The organism is Legionella birminghamensis, assembly GCF_900452515.1.
GTDB lineage: Bacteria > Pseudomonadota > Gammaproteobacteria > Legionellales > Legionellaceae > Legionella_C > Legionella_C birminghamensis.
The window spans coordinates 1,998,041-2,021,650 of sequence record NZ_UGNW01000001.1 but is presented as its reverse complement, the minus strand read 5'-3'; the positions used below and the strand labels follow the sequence as shown (position 1 = coordinate 2,021,650).

The following is a 23,610-nucleotide window of genomic DNA, read 5'->3' as shown; positions in this document are numbered from 1 at the left end:
AAATTGGCTTCGTGTGGGCCCCGCGGTCTGATATATCCCCACAAATTTGATAAAAATAATTGCAGTTAAACTCGAGTAATGATCTAATTCCTCCTAATAAAACAGGTTGGGATGAATGATGGAAGCTATTGATATTTTACATACTCATTTGATGGAAGAGTGCCCTTTTATCCATGGTAAACGTTTACAGGCGGTCATGGATGTGGCTTGCTCTCTTCAGAAGAAGCAAAACCTATCTCTAACAGCGATAGGAAAAGGATTATCTGGCGACGTTTCATTAAAGCATAAAATTAAAAAAGTGGATCGCCTTGAGGGGAACAAGCACCTTTATGAAGAAATCGGCGCAATTTATACAGGTCTTTCCAGCTTTCTATTTCAATACCTTGCTTTTCAAGAAGATGTTCCTGTGTTAATCGATCTTTGTTATTTAAAAGATGATCATGATATTCAAATGTTAAGTGCAGAAATTGCGCTTAAAGGCAGAAGCATTCCCCTGTATCGAGAAGTGTTTCGCTCCGGGGGATTATCTGGACGAGCGCACTCTTTTTTACAGGGATTAATGCCCTGTATTCCAAAGAACAAAACCGTCATTTTTATTATGGACGCAGGATTTGGTGAAGACTGGCTTAAAGCAATAGAGTCATTGGGCTGGTTCTGGTTAACTCGGATTAGGCAAGGAAAAATGCTAAAACTTGGCGCTGATGAAGAATGGACTACAGTAAAAGACTTCGTCCCCCAAATATCGGAGAAAACGAAAAGTTACAATCAAGCCTTTATCATGAAAGACCATAATCGTGCATGTCGCGTTATAACCACACAACGTAGTCCTGGGGAAAAAAGAAATCTGAGTCGAGTTCCAAGGAATGATAAAGCCGGCTCTAATCATTACCGACGTTTGGCACGAGAGCCATGGATATTGGCAACGAATTTACCTAAAGAGACTTTTAACGCCACCAAAGTAGTGAACTATTATTCTAAAAGAATGCAAATAGAACAATCATTTCGTGACGTTAAAAGCCATCAATTTGGTTTGTCAGCTCGCTATGCAAGCACTAAAAGCATTTATCGCTGGGGTGTCAAAATGTTATTGGCTGCTATTGTTCAGCTGATGTTTTGGATAATAGGCGTGATTGCCCATAGCCAAAATTATCAAAGGGTTTTTCAGGCTAATACCGTCAGGGATAAAAAGGTATTCTCTTACTTCTATTTAGGACAATTGATGGTTGAATTTGACAAGATACATGAGCTCGTTATTGACCATGAAAACTTACCAAATCTTATTGAACAGGAGTTGGCTAGAAAATGGTAATTTTGTGGGGATCAGTCAGCCCGCGGCAACTGACCGCGGGGCCCATGCCTGTTGGAGTAGTATGATCCTCAGACAAGTTTCAATGTTGCCAAAAAATAGGGTTTAACAGGTAGTCATAAACAAGTGTGCTTAACATTCAATTGGCTTCGTGTGGGCCCCGCGGTCAAAGCCGCGGGGATTCGATAGCTTTTAATTCTCATGCGCTTGTGTAGATAGCTATGGGTCGCAGCCCGGGCTGATGGATTTCTGCCTACGCGGAAACGACACTATTTAAAGTCATTTTGACCTAATAAGGTACATATTTTTTGAATGAAAAAATGAGGGGATTCCTCAGCCCGCGGTCGTAGCCGCGGGGATTCGATAGCGTTTAATTCTTAAGCACTTGTGTAGACAAGCTACGGAACGTAGTGTTTTTAAATATATATCTGATCGCGGAACCATGCCCATCACAAGACACGATTCAATAGCTAATCTGCTAAACTATAAAGAGGACATCTCTTTCCCAGGAAAGGATTTGTTATGGAAACAAACAAAATAAGTGCGATTTTCCGTGATGAAAGAACACTTGAAAAAGCAATTAGCCATTTAACCGAAAAGACACTGTCGCTGGGAGAGGTCAGTGTGCAGGGGCCTCCTTCTGAAATGTTGCAGAAATTCGGTAAGTCTTATATCAGTCCGGAGACACTGCAAAAAGCAGAAGAATTTTCACCTAAGACAGAACCCTATATGCATGACGATTTTGGCTGGAAACAAGGCTTCTCAATATCGATTCCCATGTTTATCGGTATCATTTTAGGCCTTCTGGCGGGAGGTGAACTGCGTTATTATTATGATAATGTCATTCTGGGTGCGATTGGCGGCTTAATTGGTGCAGTAATAGGTTTTTTCATAATGAAATCAATCAGGCAATCGCGTATAAGCAAAATTGAGAAGCAGGAGCGTATGGGCGGCTTTGTTTTATGGCTGGTCTGTACTAATGAACAACAACAGCAAGCGATTTTCTCTATTCTTAAAGAGCATCATGCTGAGAATATAACACTTCATAGAGAAAATCCTCAGGCTGTTTCCTGATTAGGAGTTTGACATGGGAAATGTTGAGCAATTTTTACAGTCCCCAGCATTTGGAGTGGTTGGAGCATCCTCAAATCAAAGCAAGTTTGGCAATAAAGTCCTGCGCTGTTACCTGGCGCACGATATGAAAGCTTATCCTGTGAATCCCTTTGAAGAACGTATTGAGGGTTTGGCCTGTGTTAAGGAAGTAGCCGATCTGCCCGAAGAGATCGACAGCCTATCGGTTATTACTCCACCAGCCGTCACTGAGAAAATAGTTGAGCAGGCCATCGCAAAAGGAATCAAAAATGTATGGATGCAGCCTGGCGCCGAAAGCGATGCGGCAATTGAACAGGGAATTAAACATGGAATTAATGTAATTGCTCGCGGACCATGTATCTTAGTGGTATTAGGATTTGACGAGTGGTGGTAAGCGGGTGAATGTCATTAATTGATCAATTGTCATTGGAGGATAGAAAAAGATCCCCTGAAATAGATTGCAACCTCTTGTTACGAAAAACTCCAGATCGTCTTCTCGTTCGATGCCTTCAATAATAACCTCACTATTCTGTAACATTAATTGTTTCAGCATAATGTCGATTTCTGACTGATCAACTTTTCGTTCGTAAATCTTTCTTGCATAGTAGCGGTCAAACTTAATTTGCCTGGCGCCAATTTCTGTCATAAACCGGTAGGAAGTGAATAAGGAGTAGCCGCAGGATACAGCGATATTGATGCCGCTTTTTTGTAATTGCTGCACGGTGATAGTCGCTGCCTGCTGTTTTGTCATTAAATCATTGGTTATTTCAATACTGAGCATAGAGGGGGGAAAGTGATATAGCTGCAAATTCTCCTGCACCTCCTGATAAAAATTGGGATGAAGGAATTGGGAAGCGCTGACATTGACATGAAGCCTGAGACTGCTGGACTTAATCATGTTCATATCCTGCAGCGCCTGAGAAATTACCCATTTTTCAATGGCAGGTAAAAGCTGGTATTTCTCAGCAATTGGGAAGAATTCATTGGGCAGTAACAACCCGCCCTGATCATCCTTACAGCGCAAAAAAGCTTCAATAGCAACAATCTGGCTGTTTTCAAATGAAACGATGGGTTGATAGTATAAACAAAGCCCTTCACTGTTTAAGGCCTCTTTTAAATAGGAATAAGTAATTAAATTATCCGTTGATTTATTTCGTGGCTCATCTATAAAATACGATGACTGCTTATTGATTGTTTTTGCATGCAACATGGTACTCACTGCTTTAACCAGTAAAGTATCAAGATAAAAGCCATTTTCCGGATAGAGTGCTGCACTAATAGCCAAACTTGTCTGTGGGTCTGATGGAATATTCTCCTGATTCATAATGCTGATCAAGGCAAGACGCAGATGGCCCAGAAAGTTTTCAAGGGAATGTCGTTGTTGAAAATAAGCAATACAAACAAGGTAGTCCTGATTCAATTTACCCGCAAAAGCAAATTGCTGTAATTGGGAGGATAGGTAATTAATCATTTTATCACTAAGCCTATCATGATCAGGTCTAGTGCTGCTTCCTGTCTCAGTTGCTTCAATCTTTAAAAGAATAAGGGCGAAGGTATTGTTATTACCATCGCCGGTATTTTCTTCAAAAAAATCGGATAAGGAGAGGTCTGAATTGGGCAGAAGATTTCGACATCTGTCAAATTGCGGCATATGGGTGATCACGGAATCAACCAGATCTCCTAAAATTTGCACAGAAGATAAACGTAGAAGATAAAATTGCAAATCGCCTTCATCATCATTAATTCTTATGATCAACGCATTGGCGAGATAAACCTGTCCTGTTCGCGTGCGGTTAATCATCGCACCTTGCCAGCGCAAGTTAATCGCAAGAAATTTTTCGATTTTTTGAAAATAGGAGTCATCGTGTAGTCCCGAACCAAGAATGAGTGCATCCTGACCAATCAGCTCGGCGGGAGAGTAACCGGTAATTCGTGAACCTGCTACATTGTTTAATACGATTTTATTGAACGAGTTAAGAACGAAGACGCCATCCTGCGAACTTTCAATGAGCTCATTGATGAGTTTGAACTCTAAACCAGTTGTGTCCATATAATCATTCCTTTGAGCCTTCATATCAAAAGTGGGTCGATATATTAAAGTATACCTATACTCTATTCTTTGGGTATAGCTAACAGGATAAATTTGTCAAACTCAATTTGGTAATGCAAACTGGACTGTAAAATCCGCGATTGGCTACCAACACTGAGCCACCGTTCCACTCGGTGCGCCGCCAGGGCCTGCTGTGATCCCCTTTGCCCCCAGACTGTTCAAGGTTAATGTCTGGCACCAGCGATCATCCCTGCCCTGGTTATTACGTGGAATGGCCTGAAGGGTATAGGAGGAAGCTGTTTGCGCGCTTATCGAAAGGGTATACCAGCCTTCTGAGGAAAGATTGCTCGCGCGTATGTCATTTGCTCCGCCTGTTCCGATAGTCGCGTTTAAATAGGTATTGCGTTCTGAGTAATAACGCTCCATACGGCTTGCCAAATCAAGTAATGCCGACTGGCCATCACTGCGTCTTGCACGCACGATGTATTGTAGATAACTGGGATAAGCAATGCTGACCAGAATTCCAATGATTACCATAACAATAAGCAGTTCAATAAGCGTGAATCCTTTTTTCATTATTTCCTCTTTTAAAATACAGGTGTTGCCTGTGGGTAGTCGCTGCAGCCAATGGGCTGGGTTTCATACTCAAATTTAATTGAAGCAGCCGGTTTATTAGACAAGCGGTTACAGATCGTATTGTCATTTAATTCTGAAAGGGAAGTATCCGGTAAATCATCGATGAGCATCTCCAATAAACGCTGTGTAGAGTCTTGCTCTTCGAGACGATCCAGCCTGAGTAAATCGTCCTGAAAATAACCAAGGTCAGTCTGCGTTTGATGCGAGGATGCATCCTGACTGCCAAAAGCCCAATGAAATACAATATGACGGCCTAATTGTATTTCTTTTAAAATCAACTGGCGGCAAAAACCGGCGGCCTTATCAACCCAATTACTGCTCCTGGTGATCAAAGTGGCGGTAAACCGAAACAAATAACCCAGAGTATAATCGGAAACATAACCTGCATAAAACAAGCTGTTCCCTATGACGAAAGCAACCATGCGGCTTGCGAGATCCAGCACATTTATTGTCAGTCGAAGAATCAGTGAGCTCAAGTCCAGAATTGGGAGAATAATAACATTTTTTATTAGCTGCAGCAGCGGGGACACTATTATGAAAAATAGTGTTGCCAATGCATTAGGAACTGGTTTAAATGAATAAGTTTGGATGGGATTGCTGAAGCCATAAAGAGGTGAGAGGCGAAAGTCTGATAAATAATCCCAGCCGGTTTTACGCAGGGCAAAATGATTCATCATCTCGCCAATCGCCTGAATGTTTCCTAATGCACCGAATGTCTTGCTGAATAGACTGGTTATCCCGCGGAAGGGAACATGAATAAACATTGCGCTCAATTCCATAAAGGGAACGGTCAGGAGAGACATTGTCAAATCAACCGTTCCTGCCAGGATTTCTTTTCCCGTTTGCAAGGAGAGCACAACACTTTTTTTAAGCCCGCTGCCAAAACCCTTTTGAAAACCATAATAATGCCATTCGATAAAAGGTGAAATAAAGGTTTTAAGAAGAATCATCCCGCCATGCAATAACCATTTAATAGTACCCAAAAGCCAATCATCGCCAGGATGCATGACAGTATCCCAGGCAGCACCGCCTCCTTTAATGCCAAGTGCAAATCGATTGGGCCAGGGGCATGTCCCCATTTCCTTGTTAATAGAGGGAAATGCCTTGCACAGGCCATAGCCCAATCCGAGCGCAAGACTGATGATAATAGCAACCTGCGCAGGCTCGTCGCGTAATACGCTGATTGCTTTTATGAAAAATTGATCCAGGTCACCACCAACAATCACTCCCTGCCAATAGGTCACTGCGGCTGAAATTGCTTCTGATACAGTACCATGGCTCATCCAGCGCCCTAATGCCTGCGTGGGTTCAATGCCATGAATTAAGCCATTGAGATGAAGCTTAACGAGAATAGATTTTAACATTTCAGGCGCAGCAACCGCTCCTGCTCCATACATGTAGGCAGCAATGGCTAATGAGCCAATAATGGGATTTTGTTCACTGATATCAATAAACAATGCAGAAAAATGTCTCAGTACACTCACTACCCTATGAAACGGGTTGGTATACGCCGGAGGGCTGGGTAAATGCTCCGGGCGTACAATAACATATTGATTGTTATGCAATTGCCTTTTGATGAATTGCTCCAGTGTTTCTCCGTTGGCAAGCAGGCCCTGGCCTTGCAGGACTTCTTCCAGACACCTAAGGTGACTGGGTAAAACTTTTACCGGTGGCGGCGGGGGGCTGGCTTTCTGTGGCCGTTGATGACCCGCGTGCAGATGCTCTGAAAAGTCATTTTTTAGGGTATCGGTAATGTAAGAGCGCAGCTGCTGATACAGGATTTTAAAAAAGCGGGGAACGCCAACGAGAAACGCCTTGAATTTTAATTTTGCCTTTTCCAGAAAATACAGATGCCGTTTACTCAACTGGGTAATCGTTAATAAATCTTCGTTTTTTGGCAATAAATAGTAAGCGTCATTTTCTTTGAAATAATGCCATTGCTGGATGCGATTATTGTTACGCAGGACAATAGTATTTTTATGTGGTAAATGAATCCAGGAGCCATCGCATCGCGTCCATAGCAATTTCTCTGCCTCTTCAAAAGTGTCCCGTTCTCCAATTTCCTGGGGATCCTCCACAATATCCCGCACCAGGGAGTAAATATCAGGTCGGCTTTTCTGTTTAATCCCTTCCAGAAAATAATAAGGATCAATCTGGGTAATTGACAATCCGTTCAGTCGCTTTTCTTCCCTGACCTTCGGCTCTGGTTTGACTGGCATTGCCAGATAATCGACCCATTTTCGTGCTTCCAGCCATTGCCTTTTAAAGAATATCTCCAATCGTTTAAAGCGGTTGGCATCAATTCGATTCAGATCATTCGCTTCATTAAAGCCATATTCTTTGCTGATGACCCATAATGCCTCTAATGCTTGTTTTTCATTTACAAGAATTTCGCTGTCCCATACATAACAAGGCCTTGAGTCGGCTTGTCCAGAGAATTGTGAAAAATCATGCTGATCAATTCTGCTTACCGGAAAAACCCTGTTAAATTCATAGTGTTGGGCCGATTGACGCGTTTCATACAAAATTTTTCCCAGCGCACCTTCGGAAACGCATGGATGATTGGCCAGTAAAATATTTTCATCACGGCATGATTCAATTATATCAATAACCTTAATGCGTAAGTTTTCTTGCTTCGACCATTGTTCAGAACCAATTTGCCGTTCTTCTTCCAATAGAAGGGTTAGTGCCCTGATGCTGTTATGCGCCAGTTCTATTTTTTTCTTTTGATGAATTGAAAGCGGCCTTTCGTAGCAATCACTGCGAAGTAAATACTCATTCAGGCGACTGATGGTATCAGCAATGAGGGAGGAAGGGCGTTCCCCTGGCAGTTTTCTGAGCAGTTCAGTATCTTCAGTCAACAGCAATATTTGCATTGCTTTATTGTCATGGCGAGCCAATATCCGCAGAATACCTCCCGGTATGCGGTAATCCATACTATAATGCCCGTATAGCAGAGTGCCGCCGCCAGGATTTAGGCTTGTTACTGTTGAAGTGTAGCTTTCAACCGGTTTAACTGTTAAAGGTATACCTATTTGCAGATGCTCATCCCTATTTCTTATATTGGCCATTTGCTAATTACCGTATATCCATATGGACTTAAACATTAGCGTTATTAGGGTTACTATGGCAAGTGCTTTGACAAAGTAATCTTTATCAATGCAAATTACTGAATTCCTATGAATCATGATAAAATGGATTCTAATTTAGACAGGGTTTTTATTTAATGACTAGTTATTGCGGCTATATTGCTTTGGTTGGGCGACCCAACGTAGGCAAATCAACATTATTGAATCGGATCTTACAACAAAAAATCAGCATTACTTCGCGTAAACCGCAAACTACCCGGCATAGTATTCTCGGGATTGATACCTGCAGCGAATATCAGTATGTGTATGTTGATACGCCGGGTATTCATCAGGGTTCAAAAAAAACAATGAACAAAATGATGAATAGAACAGCTATCAGTGTGCTGCGTGACGTTGACGTTGCTGTGCTTGTGGTGGATGGAACGCATTGGCATGATGAAGATGAGTATGTTCTTAATCTGATCAAGCAATCAGGCGTTCCCTGCATCCTGGCTATTAATAAAGTAGATAAACTGGCTGACAAATCCGCTCTGTTACCCTGGATGGACAAGATGTCGCAGCTGCATAACTTTGTGGCTATGATTCCATTATCCGCTAAAACAGGCGTGCAGGTTGAGCAGTTACAGAAGCAGCTAAAGCCATTCCTTCCCGAGGGCCCCCATCTATTTGGTGAGGATCAAATCACGGATCGACCGATCAAATTTCTCTGTGCGGAACTACTCCGTGAAAAAATATTCCGCCTGTGCGGCCAGGAGCTTCCCTATTCAACAACAGTTGATATTGAGTCCTACAAGGACGAAGGCGAGCTGGTTACCATCCATGCCTTGATTCTGGTCGATAAAGATAACCATAAGCGAATGATTATCGGCGATAAAGGCAGAAAATTGAAAGAAATGGCAACAAGTGCCCGTTTGGATATGGAAGAATTACTAGGTAAAAAAGTGTTCCTGAAATGCTGGTGTAAAGTGAAGTCAGGGTGGTCTGATGACGAGCGTATGCTTCGGCAATTAGGTTATGATCACTGAAACGCATAAAGCATGGCTTTTGCACAAACACCCCTCCGGTGACAGCAGTCTGCGAACCCGCTTTTTCACTCGGGAAATGGGGGTGATTGACTGTTTATACCGAGGGGGGCGGAAGCCTAAAAAAAATGCGGAGGTGCAGCCTTTCTCGCCCTTGTGGCTGTCAGTTAATCTGCGGAATGAGTACTTTTATGTTAATACGCTTGAATCCACCGCAAGCAGCCTCGATTTAAAAGGGAACAATCTATTCGCAGCAATCTACCTGAACGAATTGCTTTATTATTCGATCAAGCCCCAGGACCCTTGTCCCCATTTGTTTGAAAGCTATGAGATAAGCCTGAATGCCTTGCAAACCATCAATGAAAATCTGGCCATTGAAGTGATATTACGCCAATTTGAAAGGCGCTTATTGCATACCTGCGGATATAGCCTGAATCTGACTGAGGAAGGTAGCGGTGAGGCAATTAGTGCCGGTAACTGTTATCAGTTTATTGCGGGAACTGGTTTTATCCTGTCTCAACAAGGCTTTCAAGGGGCTGACATACTGGCGTTTGCCAATCAGGACTTTTCAAATTTATCCGTATTAAAAATGGCAAAATCCGTTATGCGTCAGGCAATTGACCACTTACTCATGGGGCGGGTACTAAAATCCAGATCGCTATTTTTAATCCCGGGAAGAACCTGATATGATAAACCCTTGTGAATGTAGGATGGGCTATAAAGCCCAGCATTTGTTGAACTCAGGGTGAAGTATGTTAAAAGAGATATTATTAGGCGTTAATATTGATCACATCGCAACGATTCGTCAGGCCAGAGGCACTCGTTATCCGGATCCCGTACAGGCTGCGATGGACTCTGAAGAGGCTGGCGCCGATGGTATCACTCTGCATATGCGTGAGGACTTAAGGCATATCCAGGCGCGGGATGTGCGGTTGATTAAGGCCGTGCTGCAAACAAGAATGAATCTGGAGCTGGCCGTCACGGACGCTATGCTTGATTTTGCCGAAGAGATTTCGCCTGAACATGCCTGTTTGGTGCCTGAAAAACGTGAAGAGCTCACGACTGAAGGCGGACTGGACGTTATCTCCCACTTCACAGCAGTTTCAAAAGCTGTAGCGCGTTTGCAGGCTAATGGCAGCGAAGTTTCACTATTCATTGATCCTGATTTTAAACAAATTGATGCGGCAGTTGAAGCTGGCGCTCCTGTGATTGAAATCCATACAGGCTGCTATGCGGATGCCAGCAACTCAAAAAGCCAGAATGAAGAATTGGAACGCATCAGGCAGGCTGCGAAGTATGCTGCCAGCAAAGGTTTGGTTGTAAATGCTGGCCATGGGCTTCATTATCAGAATGTAAAAGCCATCGCGGCGATACCGGAAATGAATGAACTTAATATTGGACATGCCATCATTGCGCGAGCCTTGTTTACCGGTTTAAAACAAGCAGTGAAAGACATGCGTCAACTTATGCTGGAAGCCAGGAACTATGTCAACAACTGATGCGATCGTAATTCGTTTTACGGGAGACTCCGGGGATGGTGTTCAATTACTGGGTGAACAGCTAACCATAACGGCTGCTCTTACCGGGCGCGAAGTGCGCACACTCCCCGATTTTCCAGCTGAGATTCGTGCTCCCGCAGGCACGGTAGCAGGTGTTTCCGGTTTTCAGCTGGCTATGGCAGAGGAAGCGATCTTCACTGCTGGTGAAACCTTAAATGTATTAGTTGCTCTAAATCCCGCTGCTTTAAAAAACTCCCTGGAGTTTTTATCTCCTGGCGGTTTGCTGATCATCAATGAAGACAGTTTTACTGAAAAGGACTGGCAAAAGGCAGGGCTTGACAGTGACTACCTCAAAACTGTTGGCGAGCACTATCAGATTTTGAGTTTGCCGCTCATTAGTCTCACCGTGAAGGCAGTAGAGACTGCGGCTATTAGCCATGCCCAGGCTAAAAAAACCAAGAATTTCTATGTTTTAGGCCTGGTCTTGTGGCTTTTTGATCTGCCTACTGAAAATTGCCAGGGCTTTATCGCCAAAAAATTTAAAAATGACCCGGAAATTGCAAAAGCAAATGAACTGACATTGTTAGCAGGTTATAACTATGCAATGACGCTTGAGTTGGCACGCCAGCATTTTATGCTCGGTAAAGTAAACAGAGAGCAGGGGGAATATCGTCAGATTACCGGCGTAGAGGCCCTGAGTCTGGGACTTGCCACGCTAACGGTAGGCACTCAAACGCGAATGCTGGTATCCGGTTATCCGATTACTCCGGCTTCGGCTATTTTGCATGAGTGCGCCAGGCTTGGCGATTATGGCATTCAATTATTACAGGCAGAAGATGAAATTGCCGCGGCTTGTGCCTGTATTGGGGCTGCATTTGGCGGACACCTCGCGTTAACCTGTACGTCTGGCCCAGGCCTGGATTTAAAAAGTGAAAGCCTGGGCCTGGCTGTAATGACCGAACTACCTTTGGTGGTTGTCGATGTGCAGCGGGCAGGCGCTTCAACCGGATTACCAACTAAAACAGGACAAAGCGATTTGCGCCAAGCCTTGTACGGACGCCACGGCGAATCCCCCATGCCTGTTATAGCAGCCCGCTCTGCTTCTGATTGTTTTAAAACAATTATTGAAGCATTCGATATTGCTATTTCCTATATGACCCCGGTTATTGTCTTATTGGATGCTTATCTGGCTAATGCAGCTGAACCCTGGAAAATTCCTGAATTTGATTCGATCAGACTTCCAAAAATTGAATTTAACCATTTTGAAAAACCTTATCAGCGTGATGACAAGCTCTCGCGAAGCTGGAATCCCCCCGGGATGCCGGGTTTTATTCACCAACTTGGCGGTTTGGAGAAACAGGGTGAAGAGGGCAAGGTAAGTTATGATGCCCAGAACCATCAGAAGATGGTTAATCTGCGAGCGGCTAAAATTGCCGGCATTGCCAAAATCTACGAACCATTAGAAGTAGAGGGTCATCCTGAGGCTTCTACATTAATTATCGGTTGGGGGAGCACCTATGGCAGCTTAAAGTCGGCTATTCAGCTAGCAGCAGAGCAGGGCCTTGAGTTGGCGCTTCTGCAACTTCGGCATCTGAACCCATTGCCGGCTGATCTGGCTGCTTTGCTCCAGCGATACAAAACCGTGTTGGTAGCGGAACTTAATTCAGGCCAATTGTGCCAACTGCTTAGGGCTGAATATTTAATAAATTGCCGATCAATTAGCCAGTGCAATGGTCAGCCATTTACAGCCAGTTTTTTACTTCAGGCCATTAAAGCGGAAGTCGATGATGAATACTCAATACAAGCGTGATGATTTTGCCAATTCAAACGAAGTCCGTTGGTGCCCGGGATGTGGCGATTATGCCATTCTAATGGCAATACAACGTTTGCTTCCGGAGCTTGGCCTGCCGCCCGAACGGCATGTTTTCATATCCGGAATCGGCTGTGCTGGCCGCTTGCCTTATTATATGAATACCTATGGACTGCATACCATTCATGGTAGAGCCCCTGCTATTGCTACCGGGCTTAAAGCCATGCGGGATGATATAACTGTATGGGTGATTACCGGCGACGGGGATGCGCTGAGTATTGGGGGGAATCATTTTATTCATTGCCTGCGGCGCAATGTGAATGTCAATATCTTATTGTTCAATAATCAGGTTTACGGTTTAACGAAAGGGCAGTTCTCACCAACATCACAAAAGGGACAAATTACTAAAACGTCACCGCAGGGTGTAAGTAATGAACCCATTAATCCACTGATGCTAGCCCTCGCTGCTGGTGCCAGTTTTGTTGCCAGGGCTGTCGATAAAGATCCCAATCATCTTATTTCGGTTCTAAAGAAAGCGTATGAGCATCCAGGTTGTTCCTTTGTGGAAATCTATCAGGATTGTAATATTTTTAATAATGGCGCTTTTGACGGCTTTGCCTTAAAAACAAACCGTGCAGATAAAACTGTTCTTCTCGAAGAGGACAAACCCCTGGTGTATGGCAGCAATGGAGAGCATGCACTGGCACTTGAGGGAGAACAACTTAAAGTCATTGCCCACAATGAACACAATGGATATATTCATGACAGCAGTAACTTTATAGCCGCCATGCGTTTGGCTCAAATCCATTATCCTGAATACCCGGTTCCATTGGGTGTTTATTATCAGCAGTCTCGTCAATGCCAGCAATTTGATAAACCGATCAGCAAAAGCAAAGTGGATGTGGAACAGTTATTTCGATCCAGGGCATCCTGGAATCAGTCTTAGATCTTTTATGGCGGGTTGATATAGCTTTGGATTAGCTCAGTATGGACCCCGCGGTCGAAGCCGCGGGGAGTCGGGTGGTCGAAGCCGCGGAGATTTGACGCCTGTACGTATCCCCGCGGCTCCGACCGATAGATATCTACACATCTCTGAAAACACAGTCTGCTCTAGGCTTCTACTTCCCTCGGCTTGTCCGAGGGATCCAGAAGACTCATAGAAAACAATGGACCCTGCGGACAAGCCGCAGGGCGTAGTGGAGATCTTTGGGCTGCGACCGCGGGCCCATGCATATGCTAGCAAATATAACTTAAACTCAGCTGAACTTGATGGGCAAAGAAATTATCTGTTTCAATCCCATGGCCCACGGTCTGACCCCGTGCCCTGTCTAATTCGGTTTTGCCCCAGTCGGCGAATTCATAACCCAGGCCAAGCTGCCAGTTTGAATTAAATGCTGTTTGCAGTCCAATACCCAGAGTGTAGACAAAGGAAGACTTGGTCTGTGAGTTAAATGGAGGAGCGGGAATTTCCTCAAATATTCTGGGAGTAATCTGAAAATCACTGGCCTGATTAAAACCAATACCAGCACTTGCACTGACATAAGGTTCTACCCATTCGTCCAGATCCATCAGTAACTTGCCTTTAACTGCAAGGTGATAATGGTTTACTTTGTACTGGTAGGTATAATTATTAAAAGCCGGATCTGCATCTTCCCAAATATCGCCGTCGAGTGTTACCTTCGAAGTAGCTGCTCCTGCAATACCGATCTGGCCTTTCAGGGTATCGGTGATAGGGTGTTGCCAGCCAAGGAATAATTCAATAGCAGGATTCACTTTAGAGTTTGTGGTGTCGGAATAAGTTTTGATAACATCGGGTTGGAGGCTAAGTGTTTGCGTTTCGCCGAGGTCATTAACCCAGGCTGCAGCAATACTGACAGTCGCCACATAAGAACCCTCCGGTACAACACCCATGGATCCTGCAAAGGAACTAGAGGCTAATAACATGCCCAGTGAAAATAGTGCATTTTTTTTTGTATGCATGTCCTGTCCTTGACTTTAATTGAAGACAATATTAAAAACCGGCTAATCATATAATTGATAATGGGTTTAGGCAATAATCTGATAAAAAAATCCCGGCGAGCCGGGATTTTGAATAGAGGAGTATGTTAGTCTCTGTTGCCAGCGAAAGCACTCAATATGTTCAGCAAGCTGATAAACAGATTGTAGATTGAAACATAAAGGGAAATCGTTGCAGAGATATAATTGGTCTCGCCGCCATGGATAATCTCGCTAGTTTGAAAGAGAATCAAACCGGAAGAAATTAAAATGAATGCAGCTGAAATGGTTAGTTGCAGTGCGGGCAAGTCAAAGAATATACCGGCAATCATTGCCAGAAGGGCTACCATCATTCCGACAAAAAGGAAACCGCCAAGAAAGCTGAAGTCTTTTCTGGTTGTCAGGGCATAGCCGGATAAAGCAAAGAAAATCATCCCTGTGCCGCCTAATGCTGTACCTACCAGCTGTGCGCCATTCGAAAAGCTGGCGATATAAAAGTTGAGAATGGGGCCTAAGGTATATCCCACAAAACCAGTGAACGCGAACGCACTGAGTAACCCCCAGACGCTGTTACGAAGAGCCTGGGTCAGGAACATTAATCCATAGACACCGCCAATCATAATGAATGGGTTCATCGGGCCTGCTTTGTATGCGAAAGACAAATAGGCTGTTAGTGCACTAAAAAGGAAGGTCATACTTAGCAGCAAATAAGTGTTGCGTAAGACACGATTGGTAGCCAGTACCGACTCGTTACTCTGGCCTAAAATGGTGACGTCATTTCTATTCATTGACTACTCCGGTTATTTTATCCTGATTACCTATATATGTATTATATTTTAGCATATATATGGGAATGACTATTGGGCTTTTCAAGTCTATAGAGATATTATTTCGATCTCAAGAGGCTGGGCAGGTAATTCCTGGATACTGATTCGCAAAGATGTCTGAATAACAGTGATTTTTTTCTCGATTTGAGGGTAGAATTGACATCTGTTTTTTGCAAGGAACATAATAATGTCCAAAGCTGCTGTATTACAAATGGTTTCTACCGCAAATGTTGATGAAAATCTGCGTCAGGTTGATACATTGCTGGCGACAGCGAGGGCACAGGCCGTTGAATTAGTGGTGCTTCCTGAAAACTTTGTATTTATGGGACTAAAAGAAACCGATAAGCTGCATTTGGCGGAGCCTTATCTCAATGGGGCGATTCAGGATAAAATCAGTCATTATGCCCGCAAACATGGACTTTGGATAATTGCCGGAACAATACCTGTAAAAGGTTTGCATGATGATAAAGTGCGTTCCTCAAGCCTGGTTTTTGATGATAAAGGACGGTGTGCTGCCCGCTATGACAAAATCCATTTGTTTGATGTCCGAGTTTCTGATCAGGAAGCCCATCAGGAATCCCTTACCATAGAAAGGGGAAGCGAGCTGATCGTAGTTGAAACGCCAATCGGAAAAATTGGCCTTACGGTTTGTTATGATTTGCGTTTTCCAGAATTATATCAACAATTAGTGATGAGAGGTGCAGAATTATTTACAGTCCCCTCAGCGTTTACTGCCATAACGGGACTTGCTCATTGGGAAATATTACTAAGGGCGCGCGCTATTGAAAACTTGTGTTATGTACTTGCTGCCAATCAGGGCGGGGCGCATCAAAATGGCAGGCAAACCTATGGTCATAGCATGATCATTGAGCCCTGGGGAAAAATTCTGGGCCAACACGATAAAAATGCGGGTATGGTGACTGCGGAAATCGATTTACCCCGGTTGCATCAGTTAAGACGGCAATTTCCATGTATTGAACACCACGTCTTGATTAGTAACTGAGATTGTTTATGCAGTCATGGTTGGTTAATAACGAATAAGGTATTGATTATGAGTCAGGCGCTGGCAATTGCCAAAGAATTAATTTTAAAACCTGCTTCTCTGGATGAATCAACTATCGCCAAGCTGGTTCATTCAATAATGGGTCAACATGTAGATGATGCAGACTTATATTTTGAAAGCAGCAGTTATGAGTCCTGGTATCTGGAGGATTCAGAAGTAAAAAGCGGTAGTTATTCACTCGATAAAGGGGTTGGAATCCGGGCAGTAAGCGGCGACAAAACGGGATATGCTTACTGCGATGATATTATTCTGCCTGCTTTACAGCGTGCTGCGGACGCAGCTCGTTCAATTGCGCTGGTGGCAACAAATCCCGTGCATGCGATTCATGTTTCCGGTGCGCCTGTAAGTCGTTATGCAGGAATTAATCCGATAGAAGGAATGAGTAAACAGGAAAAAATTGCATTACTAGAAGCGATTGACAAGGAAGCGCGCCGGCTTGATCCCCGAGTGATTCAGGTTAATGCATCCTTAAGCGGTTGTTATGAAGTGATAATGGTTGCTGGGATAGAAGGAAGAATGGTAGCGGATATCAGACCTTTGGTCAGTATACATGTCAGTGTTCTGGTTGAAGATAAAAATGGCCGGCGTGAAAGTGCACGCTCAGGGGGAGGGGGGCGAGTTCCCTATTCTTATTTCCTTGAGAAGGACAGGGCACTGGAATATGCGCGTGAGGCGGTGCGGGAGGCTTTGATTAACCTGGAGGCTGAAGATGCGCCCGCAGGGACCATGCCGGTAGTTCTTGGACCAGGATGGCCGGGAGTTCTTTTACATGAAGCAGTGGGACATGGCCTGGAAGGGGATTTCAACCGTAAAGGCCTATCGGCTTTTTCAGGGAAAATAGGTCAGCAGGTGGCTGCAAAAGGCGTGACTGTTGTTGACGATGGAACCCTGGAAAACCGCCGCGGATCGTTAACAATGGATGACGAGGGAACCCCCACCCAATGCACAACTCTCATTGAAGACGGCGTACTAGTGAATTATATGCAGGATAAATTGAATGCCAAATTGATGGGTATGAAACCCACCGGCAATTGCCGTCGAGAGTCCTATGCCCATGTGCCTATGCCTAGAATGACCAATACTTATATGTTAGCCGGCCAGTACGATCCCCAGGAAATTATCAAATCGGTCAAACGTGGATTGTATGCTGTGAATTTTGGCGGCGGCCAGGTGGATATCACTTCCGGGCAGTTTGTATTCTCTGCCAGTGAAGCGTATCTGATTGAAGATGGCAAAATTACCAGACCGGTGAAGGGAGCCACTTTAATCGGCAATGGCCCGGAGGTCATGAAACAAATCAGTATGATCGGTAATGATTTGTCGCTAGATAGCGGGATCGGGGTATGCGGCAAGGAGGGGCAATCAGTCCCGGTGGGGGTGGGTCAACCTACGCTAAAGATTGATGCCTTGACGATTGGCGGAACGAAGTAGACCGATAATGACCAAAACAGGTAACTATTGGCATGCCTACGTACTGTTTGGCAAATCTATTTGACACATCTACGTACCGCGCTTTATGCGCGGTATCCATGTAATGTTTGTGATGAATAAAAAGTATTACACTACACCCTCCTATTTATGGTTACCGCGCATAAAGCGCGGTACGTAGGTTCTCCTAAGAGGGGCAAGCATAAAGCGCGGTACGTAGGCTCTCCTAAGAGGGGCAAGCATAAAGCGCGGTACGTAGGCTCTCCTAAGAGGGGCAAGCATAAAGCGCGGTACGTAGGTTCTCATAAGAGGGGCAAGCATAAAGCGCGGTACGTAGGCTCTCATAAGAGGGGCAAGCATAAAGCGTGGTACGTAGGCTCTGATAAGAGGGTGAGGCATAAACGGGGTGCTTAGATTATAAGAGTTCTCAGAGTATGGCACTGAGTGCTGGATGGACTAGTTCACAGTGTCCGCAAAGGCGGATAACTGAGCTCATTTCAGCTATACTTTTAGCTGTAGATGAATTTTCAAGGATTGAAAATGGCAGCTAAGGGTGCAGGATTATCAATTAATCAATATCTTGTCGACAATGAGAGGAATTTCGGCGATCGAATCTATCTTCGACAGCCGCGCGATAATCACTGGCATGAATACAGTTGGAAGAAAACGATGGAGCAGGCGCGCCAGGTTGCCCGCTTTTTGCAGGACAGTGGTTTAAATCGAGGCGATCGTGTCGCTATATTTTCAAAAAACTGTGCTGAGTGGTTTATCGCTGATTTTGGTATTGCCCTGGCAGGAATGGTCAGTGTACCTCTTTTTGCAAACCAGCATCGGGAAAGCATTGATTTCGTGTTAAACCACGCAGGAGTAAAGCTTGTTTTCATTGGCAAGCTTGATAATTATAAGACAACCAAAGAATATATTTCTTCTCAATTTATTCGGGTTTCTTTTAATTATCATCCTAAACCGGAGGGTTGTTTCGCCTGGGATGACGTATTAAAAAGAGAACCGTTAGAGGAAATCATTTTCCCTGAACCTGAAGAGTTGTTCACTATAATTTATTCCTCAGGCACAACGGGGCTGCCAAAGGGAGCGGTTTATACTCACCAGACCATCAGCAATTATCTTGCCCTTTTTCCCGACGATCTGGCAAGCATGAGAAAATTAAATCATTATCACCTGATTTCTTATTTGCCCTTGGCTCATGTTTATGAGCGCACGGCTATTCAGTTGGGCAGCGTTAGTATTCCAAGTGATGTGTCTTTTGTGGAAAGCCTTGAGAAGTTTGCTGAAAATCTACGTGAAATTAAACCGAACCTTTTTACTGCAGTGCCAAGGATCTGGGGTGTTTTTCAACAGAAAATTGAGCAAAAGGTGCCGCCTGAGAAATTGCAGATGCTATTGAAAATCCCGATACTTTCCTATTTTATCAAGAAAAAGATCAGGCGTCAGTTGGGACTGGATCGATGCTATAACTGTTTTTCCGGTGCTTCCCATTTACCGGCCTCAATCATCAAATTCTTTGATGCTTTGGATATCCCAATTCAAGAGGGCTATGGGCAAACTGAGAATCTTGCCTACGCTACGGTTTCAAGGCTCGAAGAAAGACGTCCCTGCTATGTAGGCAGTCCCCGATTAGAGGTTGAAGTGAAACTGGGAGAAAATGAAGAGCTATTAATTAAATCGCCTTGTCTAATGAAAGAATATTATGATGATCCAGAGGCAAGCATTCGGGCATTGTCAAAGGATGGCTGGCTGTGCACCGGTGATATTGCCGAGATAGACAGTTCAATGCGGATAAAAATTCTTGGACGCTTGTCTGAAAATTTTAAAAATCAGAAAGGGGAATTTATTGCTCCAACCCCCATCGAAGAACGCTTTGGAGAAAACGGCTTTATCGAACAATTATGTCTTGTTGGGAGAGAGCTGCCTAGCAATGTGCTAATTACCACATTGAATGAAGCAGGCCTGCAAAAGCCGCGGGAATGGATTAAGGCTCAATTGGAAAAGATATTGCATTTGGTAAATAGAGATCTGGCCGGTTATGAAAAAATTAGCCATATTATCATTAGCAAATATCCCTGGACGGCTGAGAACGGTTATCTGACCCCAACCTTGAAAGTGAAACGACGCACGATTGAGGCGAATTATCAGCCGCTCATACAGCGGGCAATCAAGCAGAGGCAAATAGTGATATGGGAATGAAAACCTCGATAAGGCCTATACCGTTCCCTCTATGCTTAATTTCACTAGCAAATTCTTTATTTCGAGGATCCGCTCCTCATGGCTTTGGCTATCCAGCGTGAACTTAAGTTTTGAAGGGCCGTCAAGTTGATAGCGCTTGGAATGAACCTGAATCAGATTAATAAGTGCCCCCGTATTGATCCGGGGAGTTTCCCCAAACTCAATTTTACCCTGCTGCTGAGCCGCGTTTATTTTATTAATGCCTAATTGGGCTGCCATAAGCTTGAGCTCAGTCACCCCTAATAAGTATTTTGCCTGGGGAGGAAGTAGTCCAAAACGGTCTATCATTTCAATTTGCAGATCCCTTAATTGCTCTTTATCGCCTGCATTGGCAATCCGCTTATACATAATCAGGCGGGTGTGGATATCAGCAATGTACTTTTCCGGCAGAATGGCGCTTAAACGCAGATCAATCTCAGGACCTTGTTGCAAAGGTCCGCCCAATTCAGGAGTTTTGCCTGATTTCAGATCATGAACTGCTTTATCCAGCATCTCCATAAATAGATGGAAACCCACAGCCTGCATATTACCGCTTTGCTCTTCTCCCAATAGCTCACCCGCGCCGCGTATCTCCAGATCATGGGTGGCCAGGGTAAACCCTGCACCGAGATCCTCCAAGGAAACAATGGCCTCCAGGCGTTTTACAGCATCAGGAGTAAGCAGTTTTTCATTGGGAGTGAATAAATAGGCATAAGCTTGATGATGTGAACGTCCAACCCTGCCGCGCAGCTGATGCAGTTGGGCTAAACCGAACTTGTCGGCGCGATCGATGATAATGGTATTGGCTGTAGGGATATCGATTCCGGTCTCGATAATTGTTGTGCATACTAATACATTGAATCGATGATGGTAGAAATCAGACATTATCTTTTCAAGTTCCCTTTCCCTCATCTGACCGTGGGCTGTACGTACCTTCGCCTCAGGCAGCATTTCCTGTAATTCCTGGGCAGTATTGTCAATCGTCTGAACATTATTGTGCAGGAAATAGACCTGTCCACCACGCAAAATTTCCCGCAGGATAGCCTCACGCAGGACAGTGTTTTGCTTCTCCTGCCAGAAGGTTTTAATAGCGAGGCGCTTGGCAGGCGGCGTCGCGATTAGCGAAATATCCCTGATTCCTCCCATTGCCATATTTAATGTTCGCGGAATGGGGGTCGCTGTCATCGATAAAATATCAATGTGGGTGCGAAGTGATTTAATATGCTCTTTTTGTTTAACCCCGAAGCGGTGTTCTTCGTCAATAATCAGCAAGCCAAGATTTTTAAAATCAATCCCTTTGGAAAACAATTTATGAGTGCCGATTACAATATCAATTTTTCCGGACTTCAATCCATCAATAACCTGATTGGATTCTTTTCCGCTTCGAAACCGGGAAAGCAATTCAATATTGACGGGGAAATCTGCAAAGCGATCACGGAAATTTTCAAAATGCTGACCAGCCAAAAGCGTAGTGGGGACAAGGACACAAACCTGTTTACTATTTTGCACAGCCAGGAATGCCGCCCTCATGGCAACCTCTGTTTTACCAAAGCCCACATCGCCGCAGATCAGCCTGTCCATGGGTCTTGGAGACTGCATATCATGAATAATTGCATTAATTGCATTGAGCTGGTCAGTTGTTTCAGTAAACGGGAATCCGCTGGCAAAGCGCTGATAATCATGGGAATCGAATTGATAAACAAAGCCGGGCTGGGCTTCGCGCTTGGCATAGACATCTAATAACTCAATGGCTACATCATGAATTTTTTCGGTGGCTTTTTTCTTTTCTTTCTGCCACTGATCACTGCCTAATTTATGCAGGGGTGCATGCTCGCTATCCATACCTGTATAACGGCTAATCAGATGTAAAGAGGTCACCGGTACATATATTTTGTCATCGCCTGCATAAGATAAAACCAGAAACTCATTGATACTGCCATTCGCTTCCAGTGTTTTAAGACCCTGATACCTGCCAACCCCAAACTGGATATGCACGACTGGCGCGTGAAGGCGTAACTCCGCCAAATCCCTGATCACCAAATCAGGATCAACTGTCTTTTGCGTGCTCCTCCGTTGTGGAATGGCCTGTTCGCCAAAGAGCTGCGCTTCAACAATAATGGCCATTTGCGCATCTAACAGCTCGGCACCTTCAATAAGCGGACCCGTTGTAATGGTAATCAGGGCATCACTGTCGATAAAGGATTGCCAGTCGCTCAGAGGATTTGCAGTGACACCAGTCTGTCTTAGTAAATCCAGAAGTACTTCCCGGCGGCCAGCACTTTCCACCACAATCAGATGCCGGCGTTCTGCCTGGCTAAGATACTCCCTTAATCGATGCAAAGGTTGCTGTGACTGGCGGTCTATGGGGAGAGAGGGCGCTTCTGCAATGGGAAAATTAAAAACAGCCCCTTTCCTGTCAATGGGGTGCTGCCAGGCCCGCAGTTGCTTATAGGTATTTACAGTGGTGAGTAGGTCAGTGGGGCTGATAAAAACCTGTTCAGGCGCAAGTATAGGCCGGCTTATATCGTAGCGGCGCTGCTCATAACGCAATTTCAATTCCTGCCAGAATCGCTCAGTTTCTTCAGGTATATTTTGAATGAGGCAAATATTGGCATTCTCTGGTAAATAATCAAAGAAGGTGACGGTTTGATTAAAAAAAAGAGGCAGATAATATTCAATACCTGAAGGATATTGATGATTACTGACGCTCTCATAGACAGGACTTTGACTGGGGTTGCCCGAAAATTGCTCACGGAAGTTTCTGCGAAAGAGAGTAATACTGGCCTCATTAAGCGGAAATTCCCGGGCAGGCAGAATTTCAATTTTTTCGACTTTGGCAATGGTCCGCTGTGTCTCGGTATCAAACTGACGCAGGCTTTCAATTTCGTCGTCAAATAGCTCAATTCTGAATGGGCTGCTGCTTCCCATGGGGAACATATCAATAATGGAGCCGCGTACGGCGTATTCGCCATGCTCTAATACTTTATTGACAGAATGGTAACCGCCATTTTGTAACTGGCTTCTAAAGTGGGCGAGGTCGAGCGTTTGGCCTTGCTCCAGGACAAACGCATATTGATGCAGGAATTCGGGAGGGCAAAGCCGGTGCATTAAGGTTGGTGCAGAAGCAACAACAATGGCCTTAGTGGATTGCTGAAGGCGGTTTAATGTAAGCAGCCGCTCAGAAATAATATCCTGATGGGGAGAAAAGTGATCATAGGGCAATGTTTCCCAATCTGGAAAATACAGCAACTCGTAATTGGACTGCCCAAGAAAGAAACGTAGTTCCGACATTAATTGATTGGCTGTCAGGGTATCTGGCGTAATAAGTAATTTAACCCCGGCTTCTTTCTGGCAATATTCCGACAAGGCAAGCGCCAGACTGCAGCCATAAAGGCTTCCCCAGTGTTGTTTGCGATCAAGGGATGGGTATTGAAGTATGGAGTTTTGCATAAATCACGATCAAGGCTATTTGAGGCCAAGAGTATACCTTAAAACAGGGGATATACGAACCACTTAGAGCATTCATGCGAAGACTTGTTTATCCCCAGGCGGAGATATTTTAAACCCCTG

General features: G+C 44.4%; 17 protein-coding genes. 11 read left to right on the top strand and 6 right to left on the bottom strand.

Annotated features, from left to right (window positions below; genetic code table 11):
- Positions 1–115 precede the first annotated feature (115 nt).
- The 3 genes from DYH42_RS08600 (at position 116) to DYH42_RS08590 (ending at position 2,792) form a co-directional block, all read left to right on the top strand.
- Complete coding sequence (locus DYH42_RS08600) at positions 116–1,309, top strand: IS4 family transposase (protein WP_115317024.1); 1,194 nt, start codon at positions 116–118, stop codon at positions 1,307–1,309.
- Positions 1,310–1,828: 519 nt separating this feature from the next.
- Positions 1,829–2,380 carry a hypothetical protein gene (locus tag DYH42_RS08595; protein WP_058522469.1) on the top strand — a complete coding sequence of 184 codons (552 nt, stop codon included), beginning with the start codon at positions 1,829–1,831 and terminating at the stop codon, positions 2,378–2,380.
- A gap of 13 nt (positions 2,381–2,393) precedes the next feature.
- Entirely contained in the window at positions 2,394–2,792 is a 399-nt protein-coding gene (locus DYH42_RS08590; protein ID WP_058522468.1) for a CoA-binding protein, read from the top strand.
- Here the strand turns inward: DYH42_RS08590 and DYH42_RS08585 are convergent.
- The 3 genes from DYH42_RS08585 to DYH42_RS08575 form a co-directional block, all read right to left on the bottom strand.
- Positions 2,769–4,448: an EAL domain-containing protein gene (locus DYH42_RS08585; protein ID WP_058522467.1), complete on the bottom strand. Its 1,680-nt coding sequence runs from the start codon at positions 4,446–4,448 to the stop codon at positions 2,769–2,771. The two genes, DYH42_RS08590 and DYH42_RS08585, sit on opposite strands and share 24 nt — an antisense overlap.
- A gap of 144 nt (positions 4,449–4,592) precedes the next feature.
- Positions 4,593–5,024 carry a type IV pilin protein gene (locus tag DYH42_RS08580; protein ID WP_058522466.1) on the bottom strand — a complete coding sequence of 144 codons (432 nt, stop codon included), beginning with the start codon at positions 5,022–5,024 and terminating at the stop codon, positions 4,593–4,595.
- 11 nt (positions 5,025–5,035) lie between these two features.
- Entirely contained in the window at positions 5,036–8,155 is a 3,120-nt protein-coding gene (locus DYH42_RS08575; protein ID WP_058522465.1) for a hypothetical protein, read from the bottom strand.
- Positions 8,156–8,310: 155 nt separating this feature from the next.
- Between DYH42_RS08575 and era the strand changes: the two genes are divergently transcribed.
- The 5 genes from era (at position 8,311) to DYH42_RS08550 (ending at position 13,450) form a co-directional block, all read left to right on the top strand.
- Positions 8,311–9,198, top strand: a complete 888-nt coding sequence (era, locus tag DYH42_RS08570) for a GTPase Era (RefSeq protein ID WP_058522464.1) — start codon at positions 8,311–8,313, stop codon at positions 9,196–9,198.
- Positions 9,188–9,880 carry a DNA repair protein RecO gene (recO, locus tag DYH42_RS08565; RefSeq protein WP_065232777.1) on the top strand — a complete coding sequence of 231 codons (693 nt, stop codon included), beginning with the start codon at positions 9,188–9,190 and terminating at the stop codon, positions 9,878–9,880. Before era ends, recO begins: the two co-directional genes overlap by 11 nt.
- 67 nt (positions 9,881–9,947) lie before the next feature.
- The gene (gene pdxJ / locus DYH42_RS08560; protein WP_058522463.1) at positions 9,948–10,694 is read left to right on the top strand and encodes a pyridoxine 5'-phosphate synthase; all 747 of its coding nucleotides are present in this window, start codon (positions 9,948–9,950) and stop codon (positions 10,692–10,694) included.
- Positions 10,681–12,504 (top strand): 2-oxoacid:acceptor oxidoreductase subunit alpha, encoded by a 1,824-nt coding sequence (locus DYH42_RS08555; RefSeq protein WP_058522462.1) that lies wholly within the window; start codon positions 10,681–10,683, stop codon positions 12,502–12,504. Before pdxJ ends, DYH42_RS08555 begins: the two co-directional genes overlap by 14 nt.
- Positions 12,482–13,450 carry a 2-oxoacid:ferredoxin oxidoreductase subunit beta gene (locus DYH42_RS08550; protein WP_058522472.1) on the top strand — a complete coding sequence of 323 codons (969 nt, stop codon included), beginning with the start codon at positions 12,482–12,484 and terminating at the stop codon, positions 13,448–13,450. The genes DYH42_RS08555 and DYH42_RS08550 overlap by 23 nt, the downstream gene beginning before the upstream one ends.
- 290 nt (positions 13,451–13,740) lie before the next feature.
- Here the strand turns inward: DYH42_RS08550 and DYH42_RS08545 are convergent, their stop codons facing one another.
- Together DYH42_RS08545 and DYH42_RS08540 are read right to left on the bottom strand one after the other, a co-directional pair.
- Positions 13,741–14,484, bottom strand: coding sequence for an outer membrane protein (locus DYH42_RS08545; RefSeq protein ID WP_058522461.1), 744 nt, complete (start codon positions 14,482–14,484; stop codon positions 13,741–13,743).
- A 125-nt stretch (positions 14,485–14,609) separates the two neighbouring features.
- Positions 14,610–15,287 carry a Bax inhibitor-1/YccA family protein gene (locus DYH42_RS08540; protein ID WP_058522460.1) on the bottom strand — a complete coding sequence of 226 codons (678 nt, stop codon included), beginning with the start codon at positions 15,285–15,287 and terminating at the stop codon, positions 14,610–14,612.
- Between the two features lie 226 nt (positions 15,288–15,513).
- Here DYH42_RS08540 and DYH42_RS08535 point away from each other — a divergent pair, with 226 nt between their 5' ends.
- From DYH42_RS08535 to DYH42_RS08520, 3 genes are all read left to right on the top strand, one after another.
- Entirely contained in the window at positions 15,514–16,329 is an 816-nt protein-coding gene (locus DYH42_RS08535; RefSeq protein ID WP_058522459.1) for a carbon-nitrogen hydrolase family protein, read from the top strand.
- A 48-nt stretch (positions 16,330–16,377) separates the two neighbouring features.
- A complete protein-coding gene (gene tldD / locus DYH42_RS08530) occupies positions 16,378–17,820 on the top strand; it encodes a metalloprotease TldD (RefSeq protein ID WP_058522458.1) in 1,443 nt (480 codons plus the stop codon).
- Positions 17,821–18,357: 537 nt separating this feature from the next.
- Entirely contained in the window at positions 18,358–20,022 is a 1,665-nt protein-coding gene (locus DYH42_RS08520) for an AMP-binding protein (RefSeq protein ID WP_058522456.1), read from the top strand.
- A 15-nt stretch (positions 20,023–20,037) separates the two neighbouring features.
- Here DYH42_RS08520 and mfd read toward each other — a convergent pair whose 3' ends face one another.
- Positions 20,038–23,490 (bottom strand): transcription-repair coupling factor, encoded by a 3,453-nt coding sequence (mfd, locus tag DYH42_RS08515; protein ID WP_058522455.1) that lies wholly within the window; start codon positions 23,488–23,490, stop codon positions 20,038–20,040.
- Between the last annotated feature and the right edge of the window lie 120 nt (positions 23,491–23,610).